The sequence below is a fragment of the Gilliamella sp. Fer4-1 genome, assembly GCF_001690515.1.
Lineage (GTDB): Bacteria > Pseudomonadota > Gammaproteobacteria > Enterobacterales > Orbaceae > Gilliamella > Gilliamella apicola_C.
The window spans coordinates 1-15,242 of sequence record NZ_LZGZ01000064.1; the positions used below are offsets into that span (position 1 = coordinate 1).

At 35.0% G+C, this 15,242-nt stretch carries 19 protein-coding genes; 2 read left to right on the forward strand and 17 right to left on the reverse strand.

Features of this window, described 5'->3' with window-relative positions; genetic code table 11:
• Positions 1-90: 90 nt before the first annotated feature.
• The 13 genes from fliR to fliF form a co-directional block, all read right to left on the reverse strand.
• Positions 91-885, reverse strand: coding sequence for a flagellar biosynthetic protein FliR (gene fliR / locus A9G30_RS02135; RefSeq protein WP_065582114.1), 795 nt, complete (start codon positions 883-885; stop codon positions 91-93).
• Between the two features lie 5 nt (positions 886-890).
• On the reverse strand, positions 891-1,160 hold the full coding sequence (gene fliQ, locus A9G30_RS02140) for a flagellar biosynthesis protein FliQ (protein WP_065582113.1): 270 nt from the start codon (positions 1,158-1,160) through the stop codon (positions 891-893).
• A gap of 8 nt (positions 1,161-1,168) precedes the next feature.
• Positions 1,169-1,906 (reverse strand): flagellar type III secretion system pore protein FliP, encoded by a 738-nt coding sequence (gene fliP, locus A9G30_RS02145; protein WP_065587895.1) that lies wholly within the window; start codon positions 1,904-1,906, stop codon positions 1,169-1,171.
• A gap of 6 nt (positions 1,907-1,912) precedes the next feature.
• On the reverse strand, positions 1,913-2,362 hold the full coding sequence (gene fliO / locus A9G30_RS02150) for a flagellar biosynthetic protein FliO (RefSeq protein WP_141671952.1): 450 nt from the start codon (positions 2,360-2,362) through the stop codon (positions 1,913-1,915).
• A 26-nt stretch (positions 2,363-2,388) separates the two neighbouring features.
• The gene (gene fliN / locus A9G30_RS02155) at positions 2,389-2,769 is read right to left on the reverse strand and encodes a flagellar motor switch protein FliN (RefSeq protein WP_065582110.1); all 381 of its coding nucleotides are present in this window, start codon (positions 2,767-2,769) and stop codon (positions 2,389-2,391) included.
• Positions 2,762-3,808 (reverse strand): flagellar motor switch protein FliM, encoded by a 1,047-nt coding sequence (gene fliM, locus A9G30_RS02160; RefSeq protein WP_081295554.1) that lies wholly within the window; start codon positions 3,806-3,808, stop codon positions 2,762-2,764. The genes fliN and fliM overlap by 8 nt, the downstream gene beginning before the upstream one ends.
• 5 nt (positions 3,809-3,813) lie before the next feature.
• A complete protein-coding gene (locus tag A9G30_RS02165; RefSeq protein ID WP_065582109.1) occupies positions 3,814-4,281 on the reverse strand; it encodes a flagellar basal body-associated FliL family protein in 468 nt (155 codons plus the stop codon).
• 180 nt (positions 4,282-4,461) lie between these two features.
• Complete coding sequence (locus tag A9G30_RS02170) at positions 4,462-5,658, reverse strand: flagellar hook-length control protein FliK (protein WP_065587896.1); 1,197 nt, start codon at positions 5,656-5,658, stop codon at positions 4,462-4,464.
• Positions 5,648-6,112 (reverse strand): flagellar export protein FliJ, encoded by a 465-nt coding sequence (fliJ, locus tag A9G30_RS02175; protein WP_065587897.1) that lies wholly within the window; start codon positions 6,110-6,112, stop codon positions 5,648-5,650. Before fliJ ends, A9G30_RS02170 begins: the two co-directional genes overlap by 11 nt.
• A 9-nt stretch (positions 6,113-6,121) precedes the next feature.
• Positions 6,122-7,495, reverse strand: coding sequence for a flagellar protein export ATPase FliI (gene fliI, locus A9G30_RS02180; RefSeq protein WP_065582106.1), 1,374 nt, complete (start codon positions 7,493-7,495; stop codon positions 6,122-6,124).
• A 1-nt stretch (position 7,496) separates the two neighbouring features.
• Positions 7,497-8,273 (reverse strand): flagellar assembly protein FliH, encoded by a 777-nt coding sequence (locus A9G30_RS02185; RefSeq protein WP_065587898.1) that lies wholly within the window; start codon positions 8,271-8,273, stop codon positions 7,497-7,499.
• Positions 8,260-9,258: a flagellar motor switch protein FliG gene (fliG, locus tag A9G30_RS02190; RefSeq protein WP_065582104.1), complete on the reverse strand. Its 999-nt coding sequence runs from the start codon at positions 9,256-9,258 to the stop codon at positions 8,260-8,262. The genes A9G30_RS02185 and fliG overlap by 14 nt, the downstream gene beginning before the upstream one ends.
• Entirely contained in the window at positions 9,255-10,961 is a 1,707-nt protein-coding gene (gene fliF, locus A9G30_RS02195; RefSeq protein ID WP_065587899.1) for a flagellar basal-body MS-ring/collar protein FliF, read from the reverse strand. The genes fliG and fliF overlap by 4 nt, the downstream gene beginning before the upstream one ends.
• A 176-nt stretch (positions 10,962-11,137) precedes the next feature.
• On the opposite strand from fliF, the gene fliE reads away from it, so the two are divergent.
• On the forward strand, positions 11,138-11,449 hold the full coding sequence (fliE, locus tag A9G30_RS02200; protein ID WP_065582102.1) for a flagellar hook-basal body complex protein FliE: 312 nt from the start codon (positions 11,138-11,140) through the stop codon (positions 11,447-11,449).
• Positions 11,450-11,458: 9 nt separating this feature from the next.
• On the opposite strand, the gene A9G30_RS02205 is transcribed toward fliE, so the two are convergent.
• Positions 11,459-11,650, reverse strand: coding sequence for a hypothetical protein (locus A9G30_RS02205; RefSeq protein WP_065587900.1), 192 nt, complete (start codon positions 11,648-11,650; stop codon positions 11,459-11,461).
• Positions 11,651-11,730: 80 nt separating this feature from the next.
• Between A9G30_RS02205 and A9G30_RS02210 the strand changes: the two genes are divergently transcribed.
• Positions 11,731-12,852 carry a hypothetical protein gene (locus A9G30_RS02210; protein WP_065587901.1) on the forward strand — a complete coding sequence of 374 codons (1,122 nt, stop codon included), beginning with the start codon at positions 11,731-11,733 and terminating at the stop codon, positions 12,850-12,852.
• Positions 12,853-12,919: 67 nt separating this feature from the next.
• On the opposite strand, the gene A9G30_RS02215 is transcribed toward A9G30_RS02210, so the two are convergent.
• Genes A9G30_RS02215 through fliD form a run of 3 tightly spaced genes read right to left on the reverse strand, consistent with a single transcriptional unit; the run spans position 12,920 to position 15,103 of the window.
• Entirely contained in the window at positions 12,920-13,267 is a 348-nt protein-coding gene (locus A9G30_RS02215; RefSeq protein WP_065587902.1) for a hypothetical protein, read from the reverse strand.
• 12 nt (positions 13,268-13,279) lie between these two features.
• Positions 13,280-13,660 (reverse strand): flagellar export chaperone FliS, encoded by a 381-nt coding sequence (gene fliS, locus A9G30_RS02220; protein ID WP_065587903.1) that lies wholly within the window; start codon positions 13,658-13,660, stop codon positions 13,280-13,282.
• Positions 13,661-13,669: 9 nt separating this feature from the next.
• A complete protein-coding gene (gene fliD / locus A9G30_RS02225; RefSeq protein ID WP_081295560.1) occupies positions 13,670-15,103 on the reverse strand; it encodes a flagellar filament capping protein FliD in 1,434 nt (477 codons plus the stop codon).
• Positions 15,104-15,242: the final 139 nt, after the last annotated feature.

The window sequence follows — 15,242 nt, forward strand, 5'->3', positions numbered from 1 at the left end:
ATATGATAGAATAGTAATTTCACCCAATACCCACAAAAAGCAAGTCAAGTTGAATAGGTTAATTAAACACGACTGTGTGATCAATTTATGTCACAGAGTTAAATACCATAAGATACTAGAAATTTGTTCAAACATTTGTTCAAAGACAAATGTAGCAAAGGTGGGCAATGCTGAAATTAAGTAAGTTAGCATGAGCAATCCTAATAATAATGTAGCTGGATAGCCGACAACAAAAATCGAGAGTTGTGGCGTTATTCTATTAAGTAGCCCTAATGATATATTGACGATTAACAACAATGTCATTAAGGGAAGTGCTAACATTATCCCATTGATAAATAATAGTTTACTGACATCAATTAAAGCTAAGTATCCGTTTGCTTGTAATGGTGTTACTGCGATGGGAATAATATCAAAACTGTTTGCTATGCCGTATAACAACCATAAATGACCATCGATACTAAGAAAGATTAGCAGTGCAATAATGTTAATTAAGCGTGACAATACCGATGTAGATGGACCGCCAATAGGATCAAAAAAAGTTGCCATTCCAAGTCCCATTTGCATACCAATTAATTCGCCGGCAAATTGCACCGTCATAAATGCTAACTGCATAGTAAAACCAATAAGCACGCCAATCATTATTTGCTGTGCAATCATCCATATGCCAATAAAAGAGTATATTTTAATATGTTCATCAAGATGTGGAAGTGGCAAAGCAATTGCAATAAGTAATGCTAAGCTTATTTTTACGCGGTTGGGGATCTCTTTTTCTCCCAAAATAGGGGCAACCATAATCAACGCTAAGATGCGCACAAAGGGGAAAAAGCCGTCTTTAGCCCAAGCAAAGAAATCAATATTAAATAAAATATTACTATTAAAATCCATTTGATTTAACGGGTTAAATTAGGAATATCGGTAATGACCGTTTGCATATAATCAATCATGGTTGATAGCATTGATGGTCCCCATATGATTAAAACCACAACGACCGCGATAATTTTGGGAATAAATGATAATGTCATTTCATTAATTTGCGTGGCCGCTTGTAATAAGCTAATGATTAATCCTGTTACTAAAGCAACTAATAGTAACGGTCCAGCCAGTGATGCAGCGACTTTTATTGCTTGTATTGCTAAGGTGCTAATATATTCGGGCGACATAGTGTGATTCAACTAAAAAAGCTTTGTGCTAACGAACCAAGTAATAAGTGCCAACCATCGGCTAACACAAATAACATTAACTTAAATGGTAAAGACACCGTTGCTGGCGGTACCATCATCATGCCTAATGCCATGAGCGTGCTTGCAACCACGAGATCTATCACTAAGAAAGGAATAAAAATGGTAAAACCGATTTGAAATGCTGTTTTTAATTCACTGACAACAAAAGCCGGAACCAGTACTTTTAAAGGGACATCTTCACGTGTTTGAATATCATTTTGGTGAGACATGTTAACAAATAATGCTAGGTCCGTTTCTCGTGTTTGGGCAAGCATAAATTGTTGTAATGGTTTAGCCGCTTGAGTGAAGCCCTCTTGCATGGTGATTTGATTTTGCGAATACGGCACATAAGCATCTTGATAAATGTTATCAATCACGGGGGACATAATGAAATAGGTCATAAATAGGGCAATGCCCAAAATAACTTGATTGGGTGGTGCCGATTGCGTACCAAGTGCATTACGTAACAGACCTAATACAATAATAATACGTGTGAAACTGGTCATTAGTAACAAAATTGCTGGAATGAAGGTAAGCAATGTCAAAAAGACTAAGGTTTCAACAGGTAATGACCAATTTTGCCCACCACTCATGGGTTGGGATATGGTAGGTAACGCAGATAAGTCAGCATGGCATGATAAACTTAGTAACAATAAGCTGAGCAAAATAGTAAAATTTAACCGCACTAGTTGTTACTCCTTTTTTGCTTTTAAAGCGGATTGTAATATCTGCTGAAATACGTTACTTTTCACACAAGTGGTATCTGTCATATTTTGCGAAAGCAGTGCTTGAGTGCGTTGTTCATTGATAGTATGTAATAACGTCATTTGTTGAGGTGTAACCCCAATCACTAATAATTGGTTATCAACATGAACCACAACCATACGCTCTTTGGGGCTAATGCTATATGTGGCTTTGACATCGATCCATTGATTGGTCTTTTTTTTCCAGCCCATTCGTTTGGCAAGCCAACCTAACAATAAAATAAAACCAATGACAACGATAAGCGTTGATCCTATTGAGGATCCTACTTCAGTATAAATATTTAACGGAGAAGATGACGGAGCCAACGTTTTGGCGTTTGTTAACGTTTTGGTGTTTGCTATAGTATCCACAGGTTCAACCAAATTAGTTTGCTTCATTACTATTAACGGCTCAATCTTCACTGTTAACGGCTCAGTCTTCGTACACGTTCTGATGGGGTAATAATATCGGTGATACGCACACCATAGTTATCGCCCACAACGACAATTTCACCTTGAGCAATTAAGTAACCGTTAATCAATATATCCAATGGTTCACCAGCTAGCCCATCTAATGCAATTACAGATCCCTGTGTTAAATTTAATAGATCTTTAATTGCTATCTTGGTTCGACCAAGCTCTACACTTAAATCAACAGGAATATCTAAAATCAGATTAATATCTTGCTTTTTTTCTTCCGTTTGTTGCGGTGATAATGTTTCAAAAATAGCCTCTTTAGTGATGAGTTCATCACTCGTTACTTTTTCTTCTTGGTCTTCGTCGTTATTTGGTATAATGTCAGTCATTGAACACTCCCTCATTCAGTTGTTCTATTACAGGATTAATGACCTGTTCTACTTGAATTGCATATTGTTTATTTACTTTACCGTAATGGCCTTTTAATACCGGTACACCGCCAACTGTTACATCTATATTTGTTGGTTTTTCAATTGTTAAAACATCATCAACTTTTAACGCTAACAGTTTTTCAACGGTTGTATGAATATGGGTAAAATTGGCAACTAATTCGACAGATGATTGTTTAATTCCAGTGGTTAATGAACTCATCCAGATATTATCGTCTTGATAAGTCTGTTCTTCGATAGGCGGTTTTATTAGCAACTCTTTGATTGGTTCGACCATAGAATAAGGAATACAAACGCAAAATGTTGCTTTGCTATGACCCACTTCAACTTTAAAATTGGTTGTTAACACGACATCGTCAGGTGAGCTAGTAATGTTGGTAAATTTACTTTGTATTTCAGAACGAATATATTCGGTTTCAATGGCGTAAATATCAGCCCATGCATTTTGATAAATAACTAATGTTAACTCGAGCACTCGTTTAATGATTTGCTGTTCCGTGTGCGTAAATTCCCGCCCTTCTGTTTCTATTTGGGAAAAATGTCCATCACCGCCAAACAATGAATCCACAATAATAAACACTAGCTCAGGTGAGAATGAAAATAAACAAGTTCCTCTTAATGGGTTAAGGTGCACTAAATTCAAATGATTTGCTGATGAAATATCAGAAAACTCTTTAAACGTATGAGACTCAACGGGAGAGGCAATTACATCAGTATTACGGCGTAATTGATTAAATAATCCAATTCGAAATTGCCGAGCAAAACGTTCATTAATGATCTCTAATGCCGTTAAACGTTCAGGGATAAATCGATGTTTGACTGATAAATCATAAGGTCTAACATCGGTCTTTTTTCCTGTAGGTAACGAGGCACCCAAAGCATCAATATTGCTATCATCTTCAGCTACAACAAAATTATCAGGGGTTAAAGCATCACTGCTTTCGTTTATGTCTTGTTTCGGCTCACGCTTATCAGGCATAATCATCACCGTATAATAAAATCAGTAAATAAAACTTCATCAATATTTACCCAATGTTTTGCATTATATTTTCGCGATAACGTATTTTTTATCTGTTCTTGTAAATCGATTTTCCCTGCTTCTTGCTTTAGCTTATTAATATATTGCTTTGAAGTAAGGAGGAGGATATCGCTTCTTACTTCGGGTAAATAATCCAATAGCACTGTTTTTTGATTTTCATCATTAACACGTAATACCACCCCGACATAAAGGATTTTAGTCATCTCAATATTATCTTCAGCAACAGGCAATGAAATAGTAAACGGTTTTAATGTTAAAAATACTGGCGAGACGATTTCAGGCTCTTCTTGCACTTTAGTTGTGTCTTTTAGATAGCCTTGAAACCACAAATAAGCTGCGGCACTTATTGCTGATAGGGTAATAAGAATAAGGATTAAATTTAAAGCACTTACTTTTTTGGACGTTGTAGGCATATTTACTCTTGTCTCTATAAAAATTTAAAAAGATTTATAATCCATTAATTGGCTATAGTGACGAGAATAATAAATCATATTTTTAAAATTGATTTGAAGAATAGGCAACAAAACATGACCTATTTAAACGTTTCATCTTCTCTAATCCCCAATTTGTATAATAAATAGTAATTTTAATCGTTAAGCAAATATACTGAGTGCCGATTTTTGTGGGCTATTTTCAACACGTACTTGTTCAACATTGATATCGTTTGTCTCTGGATCTAACGTTAGGGCGTTATGTGACTGATTGTGTTTGGTTTGCTGATACATAGCAGATTGTTGCGAATCACTCATCATCGAAAAGTCACCAATATCTGCTTGTTCTAGGGTAATGCCTTGATCGGCTAATGATGTTTTTAAGAAAGGCAGTGCCGATTCTAACAGACCTTTAACAACACCATGTGCTGCCATCATATGAAGATTCATCTTATCATCGCTCATCGCAAGTTTAATGTGTAATGAGCCTAATTCTTGTGGGTGCAAATTTATGTTGGCAGATTGAATACCTTGCCGATTAAACATAATAATTTGTTCTGTTAATGAATTTTGCCATTGCGTAGTATTTGCTTGCATCGACATATTTAGTGTTGCTGATGTCGTGCTAGTATTAACTGACGGTACTAATGCATTTTGCCCATTGGCATGGGTCGTTAAAGCTGATTCGGGATTGATATGCAAAATCGCACCTTGATCGTCATTATTTATTATAAATGGTGTTTGATCTGCCATCGCTTTTTGCCTAATGTCGCTAGCATTTTGTGTATTATTCGTTTGATTAAAATGCGTATTACTCACATCATTTTTAATTCTTGTGGCTTTTTTATGCACCAGATCAGTGGCTATCGCTTGGTGATTGTCCGACAATGGCATGACATCTGTTTGCTGTTTTGCTTTATTGATTAAATTCTCACTGTCATAAATAGAGGCCAGTAGCTGTGTTGGCTGATCATTAATTAACGTTTCTGACGATAAATTATCGAATAAATCCGCATTTAAAATGTCAGTATTTAGATGATTTGTTATCGATAAATTGGGCTTGGTTTTTGCCTCACTATTTTGTTTTGCGCTTACAACATCTTGTTTTTCTTGTTCAATAGTTTGTATATAAAAAGGATTGATAGCCATAATGATCATATCAGCATCATGATCTTCGTGTGTATCATCGATAACATTTAACTCAGCATTAATGATTTTTTTGCCTTGTTGGCTTTGCTTTTCACTCTGTTGCAATAATTGTTGAAAACCATCATTATCACTTGCAATTACATCCGTTTCAACTGATTGCGATTGATGAGATGGGGTAAGATTTAAATCATTAATAAGATTAATATTCATTTAATACTCTCCTTGCTAGTTGTAGCTGTGCAAATTCATCAGTCAGTTTTTGTTGCAAACGGCTTTGTTGCTGTAACCGTTTTTTATATTGCTTGTCTAATAATGTTGTATAAGTGTTCAAGTTTTTTTGTGATTGATTAAGTTGATGGGTTATTTGCTTTTGCTTAATATCTAACGATAACAATACTTTTTTTTGCTGCTCAATGCCTTTTTCAAGGGTTGAAATAAATGCATTAAAATTACTTAATTGGCATCCATTAATACCATGAGATAAGGCATTATTTAATTTTTGTCGGTACTCATCATAATAATCATTTAATACATTCAGTTGTGATTGTGCATTACGATGATTTTCATGGGCTTTTTTTAACTTAAGTAAAGTATCGTCTACCGATTTTTGCGCCAATTTTTTTAGTGTTAAAAAAGCAAATTGCCCAGAATTTTTATTTACCATTACTCAGTCCTAACTAGCTAATTTGGGTTCGACAATATTTACTAATTGTTGATAAGCATCTTGATAACTACAATGCTCATTAATTCCTTGCTGTAAAAATTTTTGCATAGCAGGAAACAGCATAATCGCCTTATCCAATAAAGGATCGGTGCCAGACACATAAGCACCAACATTAATCAAATCGCGGTTTCGTTGAAAACTTGAAAATAACTGTTTAAACAACCGTGATTTTTTTTCATCCTCAGGTGCGGTAAGATCGGTCATCACTCGACTGATTGAGGCCTCGATATCAATAGCAGGGTAATGACCAGACTCAGCAAGTGAGCGTGACAAAACAATATGCCCATCAAGTATGGCTCTAGCTGAATCAGCAATCGGATCTTGTTGATCATCACCTTCAGTTAATACCGTATAAAATGCCGTAATTGAGCCTTTTCCTTCTTCATCATTGCCTGCTCTTTCAACTAATGCTGGTAATTTGGCAAAGACCGACGGAGGATAGCCTTTCGTTGCTGGTGGTTCTCCTATAGCTAACGCAATTTCACGTTGTGCCATGGCATAACGCGTTAAAGAGTCCATAATCAGTAACACATTAAACCCTTTATCGCGGAAATTTTCGGCGATTTTAGTCGCATAGGCAGCGCCTTGTAAGCGTAATAATGGCGAGACATCCGCTGGTGCGGCAACAACAACCGCTCGCGCTAATCCCTCTTCACCTAAAATATTTTCGATAAAATCTTTAACTTCTCGCCCCCGCTCACCGATCAATCCGACAACTATAATATCGGCTTGGGTGTAACGTGCCATCATGCCAAGTAAAACGCTTTTTCCAACGCCAGAACCAGCAAATAACCCCATTCGCTGTCCTTTACCAACCGTTAATAATGCGTTGATGGCTCTAACGCCAACATCAAGCACTTGGTGAACTGGCGTGCGCTGTAATGGGTTAATCGATTTATGAGATAATCCACCAAATTCAACATCTTCTGGTAACGGTTGACCATCTAACGGTTTACCCATAGCATCAACAACTCGACCTAACAAACCCATTCCCATGGGTAATACTTTATGACTAAAGTGCGCTAAATCATATTGCTTGGTATAAACACGAGCGCCTAATAAAATACCGTCAGTGGATTCAAATGGCATTAAGTAAAGCGTTTTATCACTAAATCCAACTATCTCGCACTCAACAGGCTCAATTCGACCGTCGGTTTGTCGTTCAACCAAGCAGTTAGATCCCAAAGGTAACTTTAGTCCAGTAGCTTCTAACACAAGTCCCGATGCTTTAACCAATCTTCCGTATTGGCGGATTAGTGATAATGATTCAAGTTGTTGTTTAGCCTGATCAATTTTACTTAGCCATTTTGCAGAATATCTCATGTTAATGATTGTCCTCTTTTAGGCTATCAGACATTATTTGCCAGTGTTGACCGACATTTGCGTCAATTTCATTAGTTTCGGTAAATATCTTACATCCACCCTGTTCTACGTTAGAATCGGCAATAAGTTGCCAATGATGTTGACTGATTTCATCATTCAGCATGGGTTCTAACCATAGCAAATCAGCCGGATTAAAATGCAATGCAATAGGTTCAGACAAGATTGAACACTGTTCAACTAATGTTTTTATGGTATAAATAAGCTGTTTTTGCTTAGCTTTTGGTATCGTACCTACTGTTTTTTGCGCAGCAATCAATGCTAAATCAAGCAGTTTAGGAACAATTAATTCATTGATTTCGTTAATCGAATTTTGAAAATTAGTCATTAAATTAGCTATAGCTTGAACGGCATTTATTTTTTCTTTATTAAGTTGTTGTTCAATGAACTGGCGCCCTTCTTGCTCGCCAATTCGATATCCTTCATCATAACCAGTCTGTTTACCAGCATTGAAACCTTCTTGTTGACCTAAATTAAAACCTTCCTGATAAGCCTGTTTTTTTACCTTTTCTTTTAACAGCTCTAACTGTTGTGCCTGATTTAACTCTGGTTCAATTGCAACATTATCTATCTCGGTAGCAGTTAATTCTGTTTCAGGCTCATCAATTTCAACGTTTATAGTAACTTCATTTTTACTTAATTTCGGTAATTCTGATAAAGAAAAATCTTGAAAAATTAATGGTTTCCAATTTGATCTATCTAGCCGGTTACACATATTCATCATCACCGCTACTTAGGATCACTTCACCACTTTCTGCTAATCGACGAGCAATCGCCAATATTTTTTTCTGTTCGGTTTCAACTTGAGATAAACGTACAGGTGGCCTATTTTCTAAATCTTCACGTAAAATAGAGGCTGCACGCTGTGACATATTACTTAATAATTTGTCACGTAACTCAACCGTTGCACCTTTCAATGCAATGATTAACATTTCATTATCGATTTCTTTAAGTAAGCGTTGAATACTTCTATCATCCACTTCAACAAGATTTTCAAACAAGAACATTTCATCAATAATTTTTTGGGTTAATTCTCCATCATAATCACGCAATGCATTAATAACTTGCTCTTCTTGCTGTGTTTTCATTAAGTTAATAATTTCTGCCGCAGTACGTATACCACCAAGATTATTAAGTTTGATATTTTGACCATGTAGTAAAGTCGATAGTGAGGTTGAAAGCAATTGAAGCGCTGAAGGCTCAACCCCCCCAAATGTTGCAATACGTAACATAACATCGTTTCGTAATTCATCATCAAATAAGTTTAGAATTTCTGCCGCTAAATCGCGATTTAGATGAACAAGAATCGTTGCTATAATTTGAGGATGCTCTTTCTTCACTAGATCAACCGCTCTTGTCGCATCAATATAATTGAGCATTTCAAGACCATCGGTAGCTTCTTCTTGTTCAGTTGATAAAAGTTCATCAAGTAAACGTTCCGCTTTTTCACTACCCAGTGAACGCCCCAATATTGATCGTAAATAACCATTGGGATCAGTATTTAAAACAGCGCACTCTTCAAGTGCAACTTGGCACTCGTTAAGTATGCCTTTCAACTGTTCTTGAGAAAACTGAGGCAACGACATCATAGCACTACTAATTTGTTGTACTTCTTTTTGGCTAAGATGCTGCATTACTTGCGCCGCCAGCCCTTCGCCTAATACCATTAAAATGGCAGCCGCTTTCTGAGATTCACTTAAAATCATTGGTTAGTGTCCTCCCTACTCATCCAGCTACGAATAATTAATGCCATTACGCGAGGCTCTTTCTCAACAATTTTTCGTATGTGCTGTTGTTGTTGCATATTATCTTCAAACATTTTGTGTTGCTGTTTACTGTGTGCTTTATAATCTAATTTTTCTTCCGCTGATAGCTCAATATCAGATGTTTGACCATTACTGTTAAGAAGCTGCCTTTGTAATTTTATCCAGAACGATCGTAATACCTTACGCCACATAATCCAGAAAATAAGAATATAAATTAAATATTTAATCCCTGTTTTGACAGAATCATAAAATTCATTGGTTTTCCAAAATGCGATATCGTCATTGCCATCAAGTGCTTGATCGGTAAATTTCAAATTTGCAACCGTTAATGTATCGCCACGTAAATCAGAAAAGCCCATTGCTTGGCGTGCTAATGCTTCAATATTTTTCAGCTCATCGTTATCTAACTTTACCCATCGTTCTGTTATAGAAGATGACTTGCTGTCATCATCAGATTTAGCCTCATCTGGCTCAATGGTGACAAATTTATAATTAACCAAAACAGCCACCGATAAACGTTTAACCCGTCCTTCCGGTATTTGGCTACGTATAACTTGTCTATTTACTTCAAAATTAACGGTATTATTCGATTGTAAGTTGTAAGGTTGTTGTTTATTATTTTTTTCAATCGATTCATCGTTTTCATCGATTGGTGCACTAGGTGTTGGTACAGGTTGATTAGATAACGCACCTGGCACTCCGCCAATACCATAGCTTGTTGCTGATTGATGATTTTCGACTTGCTGTTTACTACGAATGGTTTGATTCGCAATATTGCTATTAGGATCATACGTTTCTGATGTCGATTCTTGGCGACTAAAATCAACATCAGCATTCACTTGTACTTTGACGTTATTTTTACCCAAAATAGGAATAATAATTTTTTCTACTCGCTCACGAACGCTGTTTTCAATCCGCTCACTAAACTCCAACTGCGCAACATTCGCGCTTCTGTCACGATAGCTTTCACCAGTTAATAAATTGCCTCGCTGATCAATAATTGTGATTTTGTCGGGCTGTAATTCCGGTACACTACTTGAAATCAAATGAATAATGCCATCAATTTGACCTTGCGATAATGAGCGACCTGGGAGTAATGTTAATGCTACTGACGCTGAAGGAAATTTGCGTTCTCTAACAAACAAAGAAGGTTTAGGCATAGCTAAATGCACTCTCGCATCATCAATACTACTAATGATAGCAATTGTTCTTGATAATTCGCCTTCTAAAGCGCGTTGATAATTAACTTGCTCATTGAATTGGCTCATACCAAAACTTTCTTTATCAAGCAATTCAAAACCAACTGCACCACCTTTAGGCAACCCTTGTTGGGCAATCCGTAAACGGGTATCGTAAACTTTATCTTCAGGAATTAAGATAGTCGTGCCAGAAGAGGAAAATTGATAAGGAATATTCATCTTATCAAGCTGGCTAATAATTTCGCCACCATCTTTATCATTCAAATGACTAAATAGAACTGCGTAAGGCTCATCTTTAGCCCATAAATAGACAAAACTCATCATTGCGATTGTAATGACACCAGCAATTAACAATGCCATTTTTTTGTTTTGTTTTAATTGATTGACAAAAGGTAACTTATTTAATATTGATTGACCTTTATTATTGACTGTTTGGCTAGTCATAGGCATCCTGATTCTAAACTATTTAGATTTACTCTGTCGTTTATTATCCATGTATTTAGAAAATTCAATGGCTAGAAAAGCGTATAGTTTTCCCCTTACTTAAACCCTTTGGCTTTTTATTTTTATGATAAATTTAATGGCACATTGACAAAAAAACACAAGACGTAATTATCAACATGAATACAATCAATACGTTAAATTCAATTCAATTCGCTAACTTAAATCAATTAACAGAAACTTCACAACAATCAACTTTTTCTGATAAACAAAATTTTGGTTTAGCGCTAAAAAATGCGTTAGATGGAATAAGTCAGCGACAAATACAAGCACATAATGACGCTAAAGCTTTCGAAATGGGCGATCCCAATACGTCATTAAATGAAGTGATGGTTAATATGCAAAAGTCATCGGTTTCATTGCAGTTTGGTATTCAAGTGCGTAATAAACTGGTTGCCGCTTATCAAGAAATTATGAATATGAATGTTTAATTAATGGCATCAAATATCATTCCTATATCCTAAATTTTGCATTTTACTTTTACCGATAACCATTAATTCTGATCTAAATGCGATAATCAACGCACCACACGATTCAAGTTTAAAATAAGCATCGCTCATATTTTTGATGCTTGTTGTACTGCTAAATATATTATTTTCGTTATCAACTGATAGCTCAAAAAACTTTACCATTTTTACTATACTATTTAAAAAAATAACGACATAATGCCATCATTTAATAAAAAACCAATAAAATACATAAAGGATTCAAAATGATAACGTTAAAAAAAGCCAATATAGCCTTAAATGAACAGCATCTCGACTACCCAACATTAGGGCAACTGATTGTTCTGACATCGCTTGATGGGTTTTCTACTACAAGGGCAATTTGTTATCAAGAAAAGCTTGTTATTGCTGCTAATTTTTATCCACAAAACGGGGATGATTATAAGGTTATATATGTTGTTATTGAACTCGATAAGAAAAATACTCATTATTATTATGAGCCTGATGGAATCCTACCCCATTTTTTTGTCAGCCCTACTGGTAAGGATTATGTGTCTATTACTGTGTACCATCCAGATAAAGATTTAGAAATTATGCTCCCATTATTTGATAGAGAAAATATCAACTATCCAAAGCCCAAACGCCCTATTGTCGGCGATTTTAAGGGAATATGTCATGATTTTTCTATTTTCCATTATGTTGATATTTTTTCAGAAAAAAAACCAGATAAATTGATTGCAGTTGCATTTAAAAATGATGATATAAAAAAAATCTATACCAATAAAATTCCGCTTCCAAAACATAACAAATTATTTATTGATTCTTTGAATAACCAAATCCATCTACTTGCTTGTGTTGACAATGGTTGGTTACATCGCCAAGTTGATGAGATGGGGAACGTTTTACAGTCAAGAAATATCAACACAGGAAAGCGTTTTTATCTAACTTGCGTATTGAATTTAAGCTTTTCTAATACATCGAGTATTTTAAATATTGATGAAAAAGGTAAGTTTTATTTAATCAATGTTTTACCCAGCGGAGAAATCGAACTAAATCTATTGCTCGATATGGAAAGACAAATTTATTCTATTTGGGAACCGATAAAAATCGCCGCAGAAACGTTTGTTATGCGATTCACTGATGAAATCGGCAATGGGTGGATTACAATTCAAAATAATCGGGTGATCGAAGCCTTTTCTCAGGAAACCGTTGGTTGCTATATAAACCTGCACACAAAAGAAGTGTTTAAATTATCCACAAAAGAATTAATCATTAGTGAGATCGTCAAAACCAAAGATGCTAATTATACTGTTGTTTTTTACGGAAAAGAAGAAGACAATAACACAAAAAACAAAGAGTTAATTATTTTAAATCGCAATATTGATTGAGGTTGTTTAACGGGATGCTTGCTTGGTTCCTATCGATGAATAAGATTCAAGCAAAGCATCCACAAACTTACATTAAACAGGCAATTTTTTGATAGCTACCGATTTTAGTTTGATAATCGGCATGCTTGCCAATCAACTCTCTAAGCTGAGAATGACGAATAATTATTAATTGGGTTAACTGCTGCTGATAGCTAAGTATATTTTTGATATACATTCGAATCAGGTCTTGATGTTGCAATGGCATGTTTTCAATTTTCGAAAAATCATCAACCAACATAATACCTTTCGATAATTGAAGGTATTTCGCCTGCCAACTCAACAATAAATCCCAGTTTTCATTCTGGGCATTTATCAACATTTGTTCAACAACATAATTAAATTGTTCGTATTGTTCTAATAAGTTATTTCCTTGCATAATCATCCTTTTTTATTTTGCAATTTCACGCCAAGGTTCGGCAATATTGTTTAATAAATCAAAACAGGTTTGTAATTTTTCTTTATCATTATGTAAATTGGCTAGAACTAACTGTTGGCTAATATACTGATATAAACGATCTAAATTTTCAGCAATTTCACCCCCTTTTTCTAAATCTAAGCAACTTTTAAGCCCATTATCAACAATATTAATCGCTTTAGAAATAGCATTACCTTTACCTACAATATTGCCCTTTTCGATATACAAGTTAGCCAATTTAATTGCATTAAGTGCACCATCAAATAATAAAACGATTAATTGATGAGGGGATGCCTGATTAACACGGGTTTCTAAATTCACTTGCTCATAAGCTTTAGAACCTAATTTGTACATTACTTCCCTCTATTTTTTTAAGTTTGCCATCATATCAAATTGGGTAGTTAAATAATTACTCATGCTATTTAACGAGTTAATTAAAATATCCAATTGGGTAAATTGAACTCGGTAACGTTCAATGGTTTGTTCAATAGAATTACTCACTTGTTCATGGCGTTTATCTAATGATTTTAATGTGGTATTTAACCCATTAGTTGCCGAATCAATCATACCATCACTATCAATAAATCCACTGACTTTAGCAAAAACCTCATTGGCGATCCCTGTGTTTTTGCCATCACCTGTAAACAGTGTTGCCACTGCATCACTATTTTCATTCAGTGCTTTTTTTAGCTCATTTTCATTAATCGTTAACGTGCCATTCTTATCCATATTAATACCAATTTGAGCCAATACCGAGTATTCACCCGATTGTCCTTTGGCAAAGATAGAACGGATACTTTGGTCAATATTGCGTAATGTCGCATCACCAACAAGTGGACCATTACTACTATTTAATTCCTTTGAATTTTTATCTTCTGTGGTGAATTTAGTTAACGTTGATATTGTTGACTGTAATTGATTAAATGCTTCGACCCATTCTTTAATGGCTTCTTCTGTTTTTTCGTTATCTGCACTTATAGTAAGATTTTGGCTGGTTGTCGTAATCTCTTTTAACGTAATATCAACGCCATCTATTACATCTTTAACGGTATTTGAAGTGCTGGTTATCGCAATACCATTAAACGAAAACTTGGCATCTTGCGCTTTTGCAACTTCAGACATAGGACTATTGCTCGCCTGATTAATGTCAAACCCAATAATATTGTTTAACTTATCATCATCGGATGAAATAGAAGTAATGCTTTGTTGTTCACCTGTTTCTTTCGATGTGATGACTAATTGATAACCATCTGCTCCGGAACGAATAATGGAAGCATTCATTGTTGAAGAGCTGGTTGTTCCATCTTCATTAGTAACTTTGGCATTATTAATGGCATTTGCTATTGATTCTAAAGATGTCTCATCCTGAGATAAGGTTATATCAATTTTTTGACCATTAGCTTGTTCAATAGTAATAGTTCGCGTTTGGTTATCATTACCCAACTTAGCATTTTTATCATTGATCGTCGATGTAGCAATACCATGAGATGTGGCTAATTGATCAACTGTAACTGTATAATTACCTAATGCTGCTTTGCTATTTGCTTTTACCGAAAAATAATTGTCATTTCCTGTTGCTATTCGGCTTTGAAAAAGATCTTTTTTTTGAAGTTTTTCCGTTACAGTATTAAATGTTGTTAATGCACTTTTTAATTTACCAAAACCACTAATTTTAGCATTAATTGCTTTTTGTTGAGTTGTAATTGGGGTTAAACGTGTTTTTTCGGCCACTTCTAGTTGATCTAAAATACCATTAAGATCAATTCCAGAACCAATGCCTAATGCGCTCATTGCCATGATTTAGTCTACCTATAACAATTATTCAATATTGTTTATATCGGCTGATAATTAGAAAAATTTAGTCTTCCTTTAAATATTTATCTAATAAATTGATAATAATCTATTCTTTCGAATAAAAAAATCATTAGAAAATTAT